The sequence below is a fragment of the Streptomyces koelreuteriae genome, assembly GCF_018604545.1.
Classification (GTDB): domain Bacteria; phylum Actinomycetota; class Actinomycetes; order Streptomycetales; family Streptomycetaceae; genus Streptomyces; species Streptomyces koelreuteriae.
The window spans coordinates 1711764-1725351 of record NZ_CP075896.1 but is presented as its reverse complement, the minus strand read 5'-3'; the positions used below and the strand labels follow the sequence as shown (position 1 = coordinate 1725351).

Annotated in this window: 11 protein-coding genes; 8 read left to right on the top strand and 3 right to left on the bottom strand. The window is 69.7% G+C overall.

Annotated features, from left to right (window positions below):
- Positions 1 to 101 precede the first annotated feature (101 nt).
- From KJK29_RS07590 to KJK29_RS07570, 5 genes are all read left to right on the top strand, one after another.
- Entirely contained in the window at positions 102 to 1208 is a 1107-nt protein-coding gene (locus KJK29_RS07590) for an ABC transporter substrate-binding protein (RefSeq protein ID WP_215124194.1), read from the top strand.
- A 118-nt stretch (positions 1209 to 1326) separates the two neighbouring features.
- Positions 1327 to 2118: an ATP-binding cassette domain-containing protein gene (locus KJK29_RS07585; protein WP_215117944.1), complete on the top strand. Its 792-nt coding sequence runs from the start codon at positions 1327 to 1329 to the stop codon at positions 2116 to 2118.
- On the top strand, positions 2115 to 3416 hold the full coding sequence (locus KJK29_RS07580) for a sugar ABC transporter permease (RefSeq protein WP_215117943.1): 1302 nt from the start codon (positions 2115 to 2117) through the stop codon (positions 3414 to 3416). The genes KJK29_RS07585 and KJK29_RS07580 overlap by 4 nt, the downstream gene beginning before the upstream one ends.
- Before the next feature lie 188 nt (positions 3417 to 3604).
- Positions 3605 to 5527 carry a 1-deoxy-D-xylulose-5-phosphate synthase gene (dxs, locus tag KJK29_RS07575; RefSeq protein WP_215117942.1) on the top strand — a complete coding sequence of 641 codons (1923 nt, stop codon included), beginning with the start codon at positions 3605 to 3607 and terminating at the stop codon, positions 5525 to 5527.
- Positions 5528 to 5672: 145 nt separating this feature from the next.
- Positions 5673 to 7172 carry an amino acid permease gene (locus tag KJK29_RS07570; protein WP_215117941.1) on the top strand — a complete coding sequence of 500 codons (1500 nt, stop codon included), beginning with the start codon at positions 5673 to 5675 and terminating at the stop codon, positions 7170 to 7172.
- A 518-nt stretch (positions 7173 to 7690) separates the two neighbouring features.
- Here the strand turns inward: KJK29_RS07570 and KJK29_RS07565 are convergent.
- On the bottom strand, positions 7691 to 8062 hold the full coding sequence (locus KJK29_RS07565; RefSeq protein ID WP_215117940.1) for a PIN domain-containing protein: 372 nt from the start codon (positions 8060 to 8062) through the stop codon (positions 7691 to 7693).
- A gap of 83 nt (positions 8063 to 8145) precedes the next feature.
- On the opposite strand from KJK29_RS07565, the gene KJK29_RS07560 reads away from it, so the two are divergent.
- The 3 genes from KJK29_RS07560 (at position 8146) to KJK29_RS07550 (ending at position 10080) form a co-directional block, all read left to right on the top strand.
- Positions 8146 to 9162 carry a hypothetical protein gene (locus tag KJK29_RS07560; RefSeq protein WP_215117939.1) on the top strand — a complete coding sequence of 339 codons (1017 nt, stop codon included), beginning with the start codon at positions 8146 to 8148 and terminating at the stop codon, positions 9160 to 9162.
- Positions 9163 to 9224: 62 nt separating this feature from the next.
- Positions 9225 to 9923, top strand: a complete 699-nt coding sequence (locus KJK29_RS07555; RefSeq protein ID WP_215117938.1) for a hyaluronoglucosaminidase — start codon at positions 9225 to 9227, stop codon at positions 9921 to 9923.
- A gap of 10 nt (positions 9924 to 9933) precedes the next feature.
- Entirely contained in the window at positions 9934 to 10080 is a 147-nt protein-coding gene (locus KJK29_RS07550; RefSeq protein WP_215117937.1) for a hypothetical protein, read from the top strand.
- Between the two features lie 54 nt (positions 10081 to 10134).
- Here the strand turns inward: KJK29_RS07550 and KJK29_RS07545 are convergent, their stop codons facing one another.
- Both KJK29_RS07545 and KJK29_RS07540 read right to left on the bottom strand, forming a co-directional pair.
- The gene (locus KJK29_RS07545) at positions 10135 to 12264 is read right to left on the bottom strand and encodes a 3-hydroxyacyl-CoA dehydrogenase NAD-binding domain-containing protein (protein WP_215117936.1); all 2130 of its coding nucleotides are present in this window, start codon (positions 12262 to 12264) and stop codon (positions 10135 to 10137) included.
- On the bottom strand, positions 12261 to 13478 hold the full coding sequence (locus KJK29_RS07540) for a thiolase family protein (RefSeq protein ID WP_215117935.1): 1218 nt from the start codon (positions 13476 to 13478) through the stop codon (positions 12261 to 12263). The genes KJK29_RS07545 and KJK29_RS07540 overlap by 4 nt, the downstream gene beginning before the upstream one ends.
- Positions 13479 to 13588 lie beyond the last annotated feature (110 nt).

Genomic DNA, 13588 nt, shown 5'->3' with positions numbered 1-13588 from the left:
GATTTACTTCTTGACGTCGCACGTGTGGCCGAGTTGACTTCCAGCCACCTCGGCCGCAATGTCGCGGCCTCGTCAGGGAGGTTTCTGAAGTGAACACGCGTATGCGTCGCGCCGCCGTTGCGATCGCCGCCGGTGCGATGGCCGTTTCGCTTGCTGCCTGTGGCAGCGCCAAGGAGTCCGGCGACAACGCCGATTCCAGCGGGTCCGGGTCCGCCAAGAAGGGCGACGACATCAAGGTCGGTCTGCTCCTTCCGGAGAACGCGACCGCGCGCTACGAGAAGTTCGACCGGGTGCTCATCGAGAAGAAGGTCAAGGAACTCACGAGCGGCAAGGGCGAGGTCGTCTACGCCAACGCCAAGCAGGACGCCGCCACGCAGAACCAGCAGGTCGACACCATGGTGACCAACAAGGTCGACGTGCTGATCGTGGACGCGGTGGACTCCAAGGCCATCGCCGGCTCGGTGAAGAAGGCCAAGGACGCCGGCATCCCCGTCGTCGCCTACGACCGCCTGGCCGAGGGCCCGATCGACGCCTACACCTCGTTCGACAACGTCACCGTCGGCAAGACCCAGGGCGAGGCCCTGCTGAAGGCCCTGGGCGACAAGGCCGAGGACGGCCAGATCGTCATGATGAACGGGTCGTCCACCGACCCGAACGCCGCCCTGTTCAAGAAGGGCGCGCACTCCGTCCTCGACGGCAAGGTGAAGGTCGGCCGCGAGTACGACACCAAGGAGTGGAAGCCGGAGAACGCCAACGCCAACATGGAGGGCGCCATCTCCGCCCTCGGCAAGGACAAGATCGTCGGCGTCTACTCCGCCAACGACGGCATGGCCGGCGGCATCATCACGGCCCTGAAGGCCGCGGGCATCGCCGACGTCCCGGTCACCGGCCAGGACGCCGAACTCTCCGGCGTGCAGCGCATCGTGGCCGGCGAGCAGTACATGAGCGTCTACAAGCCCTACCCGCAGGAGGCCGACGTCGCCGCGGAGATGGCCGTCGCGCTCGCCCAGGGCAAGTCGCTCGACTCCATCGCCAAGGACAAGGTCGACAGCCCGACCACCAAGGCCGTCCCCTCCGTCCTCGTCCCGGTCGTGTCGCTGACCAAGGACAACATCAAGGACACCGTCATCAAGGACGGCATCTACACCGTGAGCGAGATCTGCACGGCCAAGTACAAGGCCGCGTGCGACAAGATCGGCCTCAAGTAGTCACCCCGAGTTCCTCCGGCGCCCCGCACACCAGCCCCGCAAAGCTACGCGGGGCGCCGGAGTGATCACTCCTCCCATACTTCTGCACAACCTCCCGCCGGGTCAGGCGGCGAAGGAGATGGTTCACGTGTCCGCTACGCCCGTGCTGGCGTTGCGCGGGGTCTCCAAGCGGTTCGGTGCCGTACAGGCGCTCACCGACGTAGAGCTTGAGGTCCACGCCGGTGAGGTGGTCGCCCTGGTCGGCGACAACGGCGCCGGAAAGTCCACGCTGGTCAAGACGATCGCCGGCGTGCACCCCATCGATGAGGGCGTCATCGAATGGGACGGCAGGTCCGTCCAGATCAACAAGCCGCACGACGCCCAGAACCTGGGCATCGCGACCGTCTACCAGGACCTCGCGCTGTGCGACAACATCGACGTCGTCGGCAACCTCTACCTGGGCCGGGAGATCCGCAAGCGCGGCGTCCTGGACGAGGTGGAGATGGAGCGCCGCTCCCGCGAGCTCCTGCACACGCTGTCGATCCGCATCCCCAGCGTGCGCATCCCGATCGCCTCGCTCTCCGGCGGCCAGCGCCAGACCGTGGCCATCGCCCGGTCCATGCTCGGCGAGCCGAAGCTGGTCATCCTCGACGAGCCCACCGCCGCCCTCGGCGTCGAGCAGACCGCCCAGGTCCTCGACCTCGTCGAGCGGCTGCGCGAGCGCGGCCACGCCGTCATCCTCATCAGCCACAACATGGCCGACGTCAAGGCCGTCGCGGACAAGGTCGCCGTGCTGCGCCTCGGGCGCAACAACGGCATCTTCGAGGTCAAGTCGACCTCGCAGGAAGAGATCATCTCCGCCATCACCGGCGCCACCGACAACGCCGTGACCCGCCGTGCGGCGCGCACGAACGGGGAGGCTTCCAAGTGAGCATCGACAAGACCTCAGCGGCTCCGGGAGCCCCCGAAGACCACGTCGTGGCGAACCCCGAGGCGGCCAAGGCCGCCGTCACGGTCGTCGACCCCCGGCTGCTGGTGCGCGAGCAGGGCTTCGCGGGCTACCTCACCGAGTTCAAGCGGAAGATGAAGTCCGGCGACCTGGGTTCCATCCCGGTGGTCCTCGGCCTGGCCATCATCTGGATCATCTTCCAGAGCCTGAACTCCAACTTCCTCACCGCGGGCAACCTGTCCGACATGTCGGTCGCCATGGTCGGCACCGGCATGATCGCCGTCGGCATCGTCTTCGTGCTGCTGCTCGGCGAGATCGACCTGTCGGTCGGCTCGGTCAGCGGTGTGGCGGGCGCGAGCTTCGCCGTGCTCAACGTCACCAACGGCATGAACGAGTGGCTGGCCTTCGCGCTGTCCATCGTCACCGGCACGGTCGCCGGCGCGCTGCACGGCTTCTTCTTCGCGAAGATCGGCGTCCCCGCCTTCGCCGTCACCCTGGCCGGCCTGCTGTTCTGGAACGGCTTCATGCTCCAGGTCCTGGGCGACAACGGCACGATCAACCTCGACCCGGACGGGGTCGTGGCCCAGCTCACCAGCTACTACTTCTCCGACGTGGCCGCCGCCTACGGTCTGGCCGCGGTGGTGACCGCCGGGTACTTCCTCAGCTCCTTCCTCGGCAACCGGCGGCGCGAGGCCGCGGGCGTGCCGTCGCAGCCGCTGAGCGAGACGGTGGTGCGCACGGTACTGCTCGCGGTCCTGGCCTTCGCCGTCGCGATCGTCTTCAACCAGTACAAGGGCCTGCCGCTCGCCGTGGTGATCTTCATCGTGGTGCTCCTGGTCACGGACTTCGTGCTGCGCCGTACGTCGTACGGGCGGAAGGTGTTCGCGCTCGGCGGCAGCGTCGAGGCGTCGCGACGCGCCGGTATCAACGTGGAGCTGGTCCGGATCTCCGTGTTCGCGATCTCCGGGACCTTCGCCGCGGTCGGCGGTCTGTTCATCGCGTCGAAGATCGCCGCGGCGAACCAGGGCGCGGGCGGCGGTGACCTGCTGATGAACGCGATCGCCGCCGCGGTGATCGGCGGTACGTCGCTCTTCGGCGGACGCGGGCGGACCTGGAACGCGCTGCTCGGCGTGCTGGTCATCGTGTCGATCCAGTACGGGCTCGCCCTGGAGGGCATCGCCTCTCCGGTGCAGTACATGATCACCGGTGGTGTGCTGTTGGCCACGGTCGTGATCGACGCGGTGACGCGCAAGACGCAGAAGACCGCGGGCCGCGCGTAGCACCGGCCGACCCCCTGTGCCCGGCACCTGCAGGTGCCGGGCACAGTTGTGTCGTAGGTATGACACAACTTGGGTACAGCCGAATGCGTGATGTATCCCCCATGGCCTCGGCGCAGTCCTCAGGAGCGGAACATTAGACTCGACACGCCCGGCAACTGCTCGATCAGCTCTACTGCAAGGAGGCACGGGTGCCGCTGCTGACCCGTATCAGGGGACCGCGCGATCTGGACCGGCTCAACCTGGAGGAGCTGAACCAGCTGGCGGAGGAGATCCGGAGCTTCCTCGTCGAAGCGGTCTCCAAGACCGGCGGTCACCTCGGCCCCAATCTCGGCGTGGTGGAGCTCACCATCGCCCTGCACCGGGTCTTCGACTCGCCCCGGGACAAGGTGCTCTGGGACACAGGCCACCAGTCCTACGTCCACAAGCTGCTCACCGGCCGTCAGGACTTCTCCAAGCTCAAGATGAAGGGCGGCCTGTCCGGCTACCCCTCGCAAGGAGAGTCCGAGCACGACGTCATCGAGAACTCGCACGCCTCGACCGTCCTCGGCTGGGCCGACGGCATCGCCAAGGCCAACCAGATCAAGGACCGCGACGACCATGTGGTCGCCGTGATCGGTGACGGTGCCCTGACCGGCGGTATGGCCTGGGAGGCGCTGAACAACATCGCCGACGCCAAGGACCGCCCGCTCGTCATCGTCGTCAACGACAACGAGCGGTCCTACGCGCCGACCATCGGCGGCCTCGCCAACCACCTCGCGACGCTGCGCACGACGGACGGCTACGAGCGCTTCCTCGCCCGCACCAAGGAGGTGCTGGAGCGCACCCCCGTCGTCGGCCAGGCGCTCTACGACACCCTGCACGGCGCCAAGAAGGGCCTGAAGGACTTCATCGCCCCGCAGGGCATGTTCGAGGACCTCGGCCTGAAATACGTCGGCCCGATCGACGGGCACGACCTCGAGGCGCTGGAGTCCGCGCTCGCCAAGGCCAAGCGGTTCGGCGGCCCCGTCATCGTGCACTGCCTCACCGAGAAGGGCCGCGGCTACCAGCCCGCCCTCCAGGACGAGGCCGACCGCTTCCACGCCGTCGGCAAGATCCACCCCGACACCGGCCTGCCCATCAAGAGCTCCGGCGCCGACTGGACCTCCGTCTTCGGCGACGAGATGGTCGAACTCGGCAAGGAGCGCGAGGACATCGTCGCCATCACGGCCGCGATGCTCCAGCCGGTGGGCCTGGAGAAGTTCGCCAAGCGCTTCCCCGACCGGGTCTACGACGTCGGCATCGCCGAGCAGCACGGCGCCGTCTCGGCGGCCGGCCTGGCGACGGGCGGAGTGCACCCCGTGTTCGCGGTGTACGCCACCTTCCTCAACCGCGCCTTCGACCAGGTGCTGATGGATGTGGCCCTGCACAAGTGCGGTGTCACCTTCGTACTGGACCGGGCCGGTGTCACCGGCACCGACGGGGCCTCCCACAACGGCATGTGGGACATGTCGATCCTCCAGGTCGTGCCCGGGCTGCGGCTGGCCGCGCCGCGTGACGCCGACCAGGTCCGCGCGCAGCTGCGCGAGGCCGTCGCGGTCGACGACGCGCCGACCGTGGTCCGCTTCTCCAAGGGCGCCGTCGGCCCCGCCGTACCGGCCGTCGGCCGCGTCGGCGGCATGGACGTGCTGCGCGAGCCCGGCACCGACCGGCCGGACGTCCTGCTGGTCTCCGTCGGCGCCCTCGCCCCGATGTGCCTGGAGATCGCCGCGCTCCTCGACAAGCAGGGCATCTCCACCACCGTCGTCGACCCGCGCTGGGTCAAGCCCGTCGACGAGGCCATGGCCCCGCTCGCCGAGCGGCACCGCGTGGTCGTCACCGTCGAGGACAACAGCCGCGTCGGCGGTGTGGGGTCGGCGATCGCGCAGGCCCTGCGCGACGCGGGCGTGGATGTGCCGCTGCGTGACTTCGGCATCCCGCCGCGCTTCCTCGACCACGCCACGCGTGCCGAGATCCTCGCCGAGATCGGTCTCACCGCGCCGGACATCGCCCGGCAGGTGACCGGGCTGGTCGCCAAGCTGGACGGGCGGTACGAGGGCGGTGCCGTGGAGTCCGTGGAGTCCGTGCGCGACTGACACGGCCGAACGGGTTCGGATGGGCCGGTTTCCCCACCATGAGGGTGGAGAAACCGGCCCATTGGCGTGAATGCGTCCGTGCCGGGGCATACGGATGGTGCCACCTCTCGATCATGTCGAGGACGACAAGCGTGGGAGGTATCCCGTGAGCAGCACCCTCTTCCGGACGAAGAAGGTCGAGCAGTCCATCCTCGATACCGAGGAGCCAGAACACGCGCTCAAGAAGTCCTTGTCCGCGCTGGATCTGACGGTCTTCGGCGTCGGCGTGATCATCGGCACCGGCATCTTCGTACTCACCGGCACTGTCGCCAAGGACAACGCCGGGCCCGCCACGGCCCTGGCGTTCGTCGCGGCCGGCGTCGCCTGCGCCCTGGCCGCGCTCTGTTACGCCGAGTTCGCGTCCACGGTCCCGGTCGCCGGGTCCGCCTACACGTTCTCGTACGCGTCCCTCGGTGAACTGACCGCCTGGATCATCGGCTGGGACCTGGTTCTGGAGTTCGCGCTCGGGACGGCGGTGGTGGCCGTCGGCTGGTCGGGCTACATCCAGTCACTCATGGAGAACGCGGGCTGGACGATGCCCGCGTCGCTGGGCAGCCGGGAGGGCGCCGACGCCTTCGGCTTCGACATCCTCGCCGCCGCGCTGGTCCTCGTCCTCACCTGCATCCTCGTGATCGGCATGAAGCTGTCCGCGCGGATCACCTCGGTCGTCGTCGCCATCAAGGTGACGGTCGTCCTCGTCGTGATCATCGCGGGTGCGTTCCTCATCAACGCCGACAACTACGACCCGTTCATCCCGAAGGAGAAGCCGGTACCGGCCGGCTCCAGTCTCGATTCCCCACTGATCCAGCTCATGTTCGGCTGGGCGCCGTCCAACTTCGGCGTGATGGGCATCTTCACCGCCGCCTCCGTCGTGTTCTTCGCCTTCATCGGCTTCGACGTCGTGGCCACGGCGGCGGAGGAGACCAAGAACCCGCAGCGTGACATGCCGCGCGGCATCCTGGGCTCCCTGGTGATCTGCACGACGCTGTACGTCCTCGTGTCGATCGTCGTCACCGGTATGCAGCACTACAGCGAGCTGTCCGTCGACGCGCCGCTCGCCGACGCGTTCAAGGCGACCGGGCATCCGTGGTTCGCGGGCTTCATCAGCTTCGGGGCCGCGGTCGGTCTGACGACCGTGTGCATGATCCTGCTCCTGGGCCAGACCCGGGTGTTCTTCGCGATGAGCCGTGACGGGCTGCTGCCGCGGTTCTTCTCGCGCGTCCACCCGCGCTTCAAGACCCCGCACCGGCCGACGATCCTGCTCGGCGTGATCATCGCGGTGCTGGCGGGCTTCACGCCGCTGACCGAACTCGCCGCGCTGGTGAACATCGGCACGCTGTTCGCCTTCGTGGTCGTCGCCATCGGCGTGATCATCCTCCGCAGGACGCGCCCCGACCTGCCGCGGTCCTTCCGCACCCCGTGGGTGCCGGTCATCCCGATCCTGTCGGTGTGCGCCTCCCTGTGGCTGATGATCAACCTGCCCGCCGAGACGTGGGTGCGGTTCGGGTTCTGGATGGCCGCCGGGTTCCTCGTGTACTTCCTCTACGGCCGCACGCACAGCCGCCTCGCGACGGGGGAGGAACCGAAGACCGAGAACACGCCGTAGCGGCCGTGGTCGTGGCCGTGGCCTGGCCGTCGCGGGGTGCCTGCGGCGGCCTGTGGCTGCTTCGGTGGGGGTGCGCGTAGCGCCTGCGCGGTGGTGGTGGGTCGGGGCCGCGCCGGGGGGTGTCCGTCCTCGGAACGGCGCGATGGGGTCGGATACCAACTGACTGTCCGTTGACGCGCCAACCGCTGCGGGCGGACACCCCCCGACACGTCCCCTTCCGTGATCCGGCGAGTGCGGGCGCGTCGTGGCTCCCGCCAGCCGCCGCACCCGCCCTGGCCGGCCGCAGGCCGCCGTTGCGGGCCCGCCCTCGCCGCCCCAGCCGCGGGCCCGGCTTTGCCGCCCTAGCCGCGGGCCCGGCCTTGCCGCTCCAGCCGCGGGCCCGCCCCTGCCGCCCCAGCTGCGGGCATGCGTGCCGCTGGGGGCGGCACGGGTGGGCGCAGCGGCACCCCGCTACGCCGGGCTGCGGACCCACCCGGCCTCAGCATCGATGCCGAGGTCAGTTGCACGGGGCCCGGCCCCTACGGCCGTACCGTGCGCGGCCCCGCCACCTCCGCCCCCAGTTCCGCAACCCGCCGCCGTAGCTCCCGGTCCGCCGTGACGACCAGCACGGATCGCCCAGCCGCCCCCGCGACCACGTCCACGATGTGATCGTCACCGCTGCCCGGCGCCGACTCCACCCGCACCCCCGGCACCGACTCCACCCCCCGGGCCGCCCCCTCGACCACGAGGAGGACCTCCACCGGCCCGGCAACCCCCGGCACACCGTCCGACGCCAACCGGTCGCGCAGCCGCTCCGCGGCACCCCGCCGGTCCCGCCACCAGCCGTCCGGTACCGATCCGACGACGTTCGCGGCGTCGACCACGACGAGGACAGGCGCGTTGTCGTTCATGCGGCCAGGGTCGCACGGCGGTTGTCGGCCAGGCAGGGGGGCGGGCCGGACGATGGGCCGTCCCGCCCGACTAAAGTGAACTGGTGAACGGCGACTGGCTCATCCGCGGCCGCGACGGCCGCCTCACCGTCTATCTCCCCTCCGGCGACGCCGTCCTGTGCCGCGCGGAACGCGGCCCCGCGGGCCCCTGGGACGCCGCCCGCACCGTCGGCGGCGGCCAGAAGCTGCTCCCGGGCCCGGCGATCGGCCAGGGCGCCGACGGCTACGCCCATCTGGCCGCCTGGCGGCCCACCGTGCCCGGCGAGTCGGGACTCGTGCACTCGACGCACTTCCGGCCCCGGCTCGCGCCCCTGGACTGGGCCTCGATCGGGCACCCGGACAAGAAGGGCGACCGGACGGGCCCGCCGGCCGTTGCCGTCGACTCGGCGGGGCGTGGCTATGTCTTCGTCCGCAACCAGGGCGGTGGGCTGAGCCTGCGCAACCAGAAGGAGAAGGGCGGCTGGGGGCCCTGGCAGAACCTCGGAGGGCATGACGTGGAGGGCGAGCCGGCCGCCGTGACGGGGGAGTCGGGGCTGGTGGAGGTGTACGCGTCCGTGCCCGGCGGGGTGTTGCACTGGCGACAGGAGGAGCCGGGCAGGACGCCGGTGCGCACGGAGGGCGTCGATGTGCCCGTCCGGCCGGGGACGCTGTGCGCCCTCGCCACGTCCGCCGAGCACACCACCCTCTTCTTCACGGACACCTCGGGCGATGTGTGCGCCTGGCGGCCGGGCGAGAAGCCGGTGACGCTCATCGCCTCCGCCGGACCCGGTCCGGTGTCCGCCGTGCGCTGCGCCATCGAGGGCCACGACTGCACCGTGCTCGCCCAGCGCTCGGCAAGCGGCCGCGTCGCCTTCGCCGCCTATCCGACGGAGCAGGAGCCGGCCGGAGCCTGGTGGACCGAGTCGGGCCCCCAACTGCCCTCCGACGCCGTGGTGTCGGTGGCACTCGACGAGCAGGACGAGGTCGTCGCCGCGAGTGTGTCCCCGTCCACCGGGACGCTCCTGCTCGCCCGCCGCAAGGACGAACCGGGGCTGGCGCTCACCGCGTGGCGGGAACTCTGAGACTTCTCCGAGCCACACCAGCAGTCGATCGACTTCGCACGTCGCAGACAAAGGGAGTTCATATGGCAGTGGGACGAAGACTGTTCCTCGGCGCCTTCACCGCGGGCGCCGTGACCGTCGCCACCGGATCGGAGGCGGCAGCGGCCGACGACGGGTACACCCAGTACGCCGCCCCTGCCGCGTTCTTCGGTGCGTCGCCCACCGAGTACGCCGTGAAGATCAACTACGCGGCCACGTCGGGCGACAAGGCGGCGTTGAATGTGACGTCGGTCAACCCGGAGTCGTCCGCAATGTACCTCAGCGGTGCCGAGCGGGCCCAGCGCGGCACGCTGAAGATCACCCACAACGGGTATGCCGACGGTTCGGACCACGGCGCCTCGGGGATCTCCATCAACCTCAGGACGCAGGGGACGGCCGCCCAGGGCATCTTCGTCACCGCGGGCGACGGCCCGACCAAGGGCGCACTGGTCGTGCTGCGCAACAACCCCGGCCTGGAGGACTTCGTCGTCAAGGGCAGCGGACGCACCGGCATAGGCATCGGCATCGGAGCCACCCCCGGCGGCCAGCTCCACGTGGTTCAGCGGTCCGAGGCGCCCGCCCTGCTCGTCGAGGGCACGACGCGGCTCGACGGCACGGCACGCCTCGACGACGTCGCCGCCGAACCGGCCAAGGAGCAGGGCGGCGGCTCCCTCTTCGCACGGGGCGGTGCCCTGTACTGGAAGGGCGGCAGCGGCAAGGTCACCCTCCTGGCCCAGGCCTAGGGGGACCGCGATGGAACTGACCCCCGAGCAGCTCGTAGCGGAGTTCCAGGACGCCGTGATGGAGCTGTACTTCGCCCGTAAGCGCATCGCCGTCCTGGAGGCGGAGAACGCCGCACTGAGGACACGGCTCGAAGCCACCGAACAGCGCGACACATGAGAAGAGGGCCTCCGCACACCGCGGAGGCCCTCCTCACTTACCCCACAGGGGGAGTCACGCCGGCACGCTCGCCACGCCCTGCGCGAGGAACCGCTTGCCGTTGACCCGCTCGGAGACGCCCTCGCGGTCCAGGTACGGCGTGATGCCGCCCAGGTGGAAGGGCCAGCCGGCGCCCGTGATGAGGCACAGGTCGATGTCCTGGGCCTCGGCGACGACGCCCTCGTCGAGCATGATGCCGATCTCCTGCGCCACCGCGTCCAGCACGCGGGTGCGGACCTGCTCCTCCGTCAGGACGCTGTCGCCCTGCTTGAGGAGCGCGGCGACCTCGGGGTCCAGCTCCGGCTTGCCGGAGTCGTAGACGTAGAAGCCGCGCTTGCCGGCCTTGACGACGGCCGCGAGGTTCGGGGAGACCGTGAAGCGGTCCGGGAACGCCCGGTTGAGCGTCTCCGAGACGTGCAGACCGATCGCCGGGCCGACCAGCTCCAGCAGGACCAGCGGCGACATCGGCAGACCGAGCGGCTCGATGGCCTTCTCTGCGACCTCGACGGGGGTGCCCTCGTCGATGACGTTCTGGATCTCGCCCATGAAGCGCGTCAGGATGCGGTTCACGACGAACGCCGGGGCGTCCTTGGTGAGGACCGCGGTCTTCTTCAGCTTCTTGGCGACGGCGAACGCCGTGGCCAGGGAGGCGTCGTCGGTCTTCTCGCCGCGCACGATCTCCAGCAGCGGGAGCACCGCGACCGGGTTGAAGAAGTGGAAGCCCACGACCCGCTCGGGGTTCTTCAGCTTCGACGCCATCTCCGAGACGGAGAGGGAGGAGGTGTTCGTCGCGAAGATCGCGTGCGCCGGGGCGACCGCCTCGACCTCCGCGAACACCTGCTGCTTGACGCCGATCTCCTCGAACACGGCCTCGATGATGAAGTCCGCGTCCGCGAAGCCCTCGGCCTTGTCCAGCACACCGGACACCAGCGCCTTGAGGCGGTTGGCCTTGTCCTGGTTGACACGGCCCTTGCCGAGCAGCTTGTCGATCTCGGCGTGGACGTAGCCCACACCCTTGTCGACGCGCTCCTGGTCGATGTCGGTCAGCACGACCGGCACCTCCAGGCGGCGCAGGAACAGCAGCGCGAGCTGGCTGGCCATCAGACCGGCGCCGACGACACCGACCTTGGTGACCGGGCGGGCCAGGTTCTTGTCCGGGGCGCCGGCCGGGCGCTTGCCGCGCTTCTGCACCAGGTTGAAGGCGTAGATGCCGGAGCGCAGTTCACCGCCCATGATCAGGTCGGCGAGCGCCTTGTCCTCGGCGTCGTAGCCCTGCTGGAGGTCACCGTCCTTGGCGGCGGCGATGATGTCCAGGGCGCGGTAGGCGGCCGGGGCCGCGCCGTGCACCTTGGAGTCCGCGATGAAACGGCCCTTGGCGACGGCCTGGTCCCAGGCCTCGCCGCGGTCGATCACCGGGCGCTCGATCTGGATCTCGCCCTTGAGGACGGCCGCGGTCCAGATCAGCGACTGCTCCAGGAAGTCCGCGCCCTCGAAGATGGCGTCGGCGATCCCGAGCTCGTAGACCTGCTTGCCCTTGAGCTGCTTGTTCTGGTTGAGGCTGTTCTCGATGATCACCGAGACGGCCTTCTCCGGGCCGATCAGGTTCGGCAGCAGGGCGCAGCCGCCCCAGCCGGGTACCAGACCGAGGAAGACCTCGGGCAGCGAGAACGCCGGCAGGGCCGCGGAGACGGTGCGGTAGGTGCAGTGCAGACCGACCTCGACACCGCCGCCCATCGCGGCGCCGTTGTAGTACGCGAAGGTCGGCACGGCCAGCTCGGACAGCCGCTTGAAGACCTCGTGGCCGCCCTTGCCGATGGCGAGCGCGTGCTCGTACTCCTTGAGGATCTCCACGCCCTTGAGGTCGGCGCCGACCGCGAAGATGAACGGCTTGCCGGTGAGGCCGACGCCGATGATCTCGCCGTCCGCCGCCTCCTTCTCGACCTGGTCGATCGCGGCGTTCAGGTTCGCCAGCGAGGCCGGGCCGAAGGTGGTCGGCTTGGTGTGGTCGTGGCCGTTGTCCAGGGTGATCAGGGCGAAGCGGCCCGCACCCAGCGGCAGGTCGAAGTGGCGCACGTGCGCACTCGTGACGACCTCGTCCGGGAACAGCTCGGAAGCCTGCTTCAGAAGCTCGGCGGTGGTGCTCACTTGTCCCCCTCGAAGTGCGGGTTCTCCCAGATGACCGTCGCGCCCATGCCGAAGCCGACGCACATGGTGGTCAGGCCGTAGCGGACGTGCGGCTGCTCCTCGAACTGGCGGGCCAGCTGCGTCATCAGACGGACGCCGGAGGAGGCCAGCGGGTGGCCGAAGGCGATGGCGCCGCCGTACTGGTTGACGCGCGCGTCGTCGTCGGCGATGCCGTAGTGGTCGAGGAAGGCCAGGACCTGGACGGCGAAGGCCTCGTTGATCTCGAACAGGCCGATGTCGGAGATCGACAGGCCCGCCTGGGCCAGCGCCTTCTCCGTGGCCGGGATCGGGCCGTAGCCCATGACCTCGGGCTCGACGCCCACGAAGGAGTACGAGACCAGACGCATCTTGACGGGAAGGTCGTGCTCCCGCGCGAAGTCCTCGGAGGCGATGACCGAGGCGGTCGCGCCGTCGTTCAGACCGGCCGCGTTACCGGCGGTGACCCGGCCGTGCACACGGAAGGGGGTCTTCAGGCCGGAGAGGTTCTCCAGGGTCGTGCCCGGGCGCATCGGCTCGTCGGCGGTGACCAGGCCCCAGCCCGTCTCGCCGGCCTCGGGGGAGGTACGGCGTACGGAGATCGGCACCAGGTCGGCCTGGATCTTGCCGTCGGCGTACGCCTTGGCGGCCTTCTCCTGGGAGCGCACGGCGTACTCGTCGGCGCGCTGCTTGGTGATCTGCGGGTAACGGTCGTGCAGGTTCTCCGCGGTCATGCCCATGAACAGGGCCGACTCGTCGACCAGCTTCTCGCTCACGAACCGCGGGTTCGGGTCGACGCCCTCACCCATGGGGTGGCGGCCCATGTGCTCGACACCGCCGGCGATGGCGACGTCGTAGGCACCGAAGGCGACGGAACCGGCGACCGCGGTCACGGCCGTCAGGGCACCGGCGCACATGCGGTCGATCGAGTAGCCCGGGACGGACTGCGGGAGACCGGCCAGGATCCCGGCCGTACGGCCGATGGTCAGGCCCTGGTCGCCGATCTGCGTGGTCGCGGCGATGGCGACCTCGTCGATCTTCTTCGGGTCGAGACCGGGGTTGCGGCGCAGCAGCTCCCGGATCGCCTTCACGACGAGGTCGTCGGCACGGGTCTCGTGGTAGATGCCCTTCGGTCCCGCCTTGCCGAACGGGGTGCGGACGCCGTCGACGAAGACGACGTCCCTGACGGTACGAGGCACGATGGCTCTCCTCCAGGGTCCGGAACTGCATTGCTGCTGCGAGGTGCGCTGAGCGCGCGCTCAGGCCCATGCTACTTATGGGTAACGTAGCTGCACAGTCCTGACAGGCG

Excerpts from the sequence above, each read along its gene's own strand:
- KJK29_RS07565 (WP_215117940.1), bottom strand. The coding sequence starts at position 8,062 with ATGAACGACAACGCGCCTGTCCTCGTCGTGGTCGACGCCGCGAACGTC.
- KJK29_RS07550 (WP_215117937.1), top strand. The coding sequence starts at position 9,934 with ATGGAACTGACCCCCGAGCAGCTCGTAGCGGAGTTCCAGGACGCCGTG.
- KJK29_RS07555 (WP_215117938.1), top strand. The coding sequence starts at position 9,225 with ATGGCAGTGGGACGAAGACTGTTCCTCGGCGCCTTCACCGCGGGCGCC.
- KJK29_RS07590 (WP_215124194.1), top strand. The coding sequence starts at position 102 with ATGCGTCGCGCCGCCGTTGCGATCGCCGCCGGTGCGATGGCCGTTTCG.
- KJK29_RS07585 (WP_215117944.1), top strand. The coding sequence starts at position 1,327 with ATGGTTCACGTGTCCGCTACGCCCGTGCTGGCGTTGCGCGGGGTCTCC.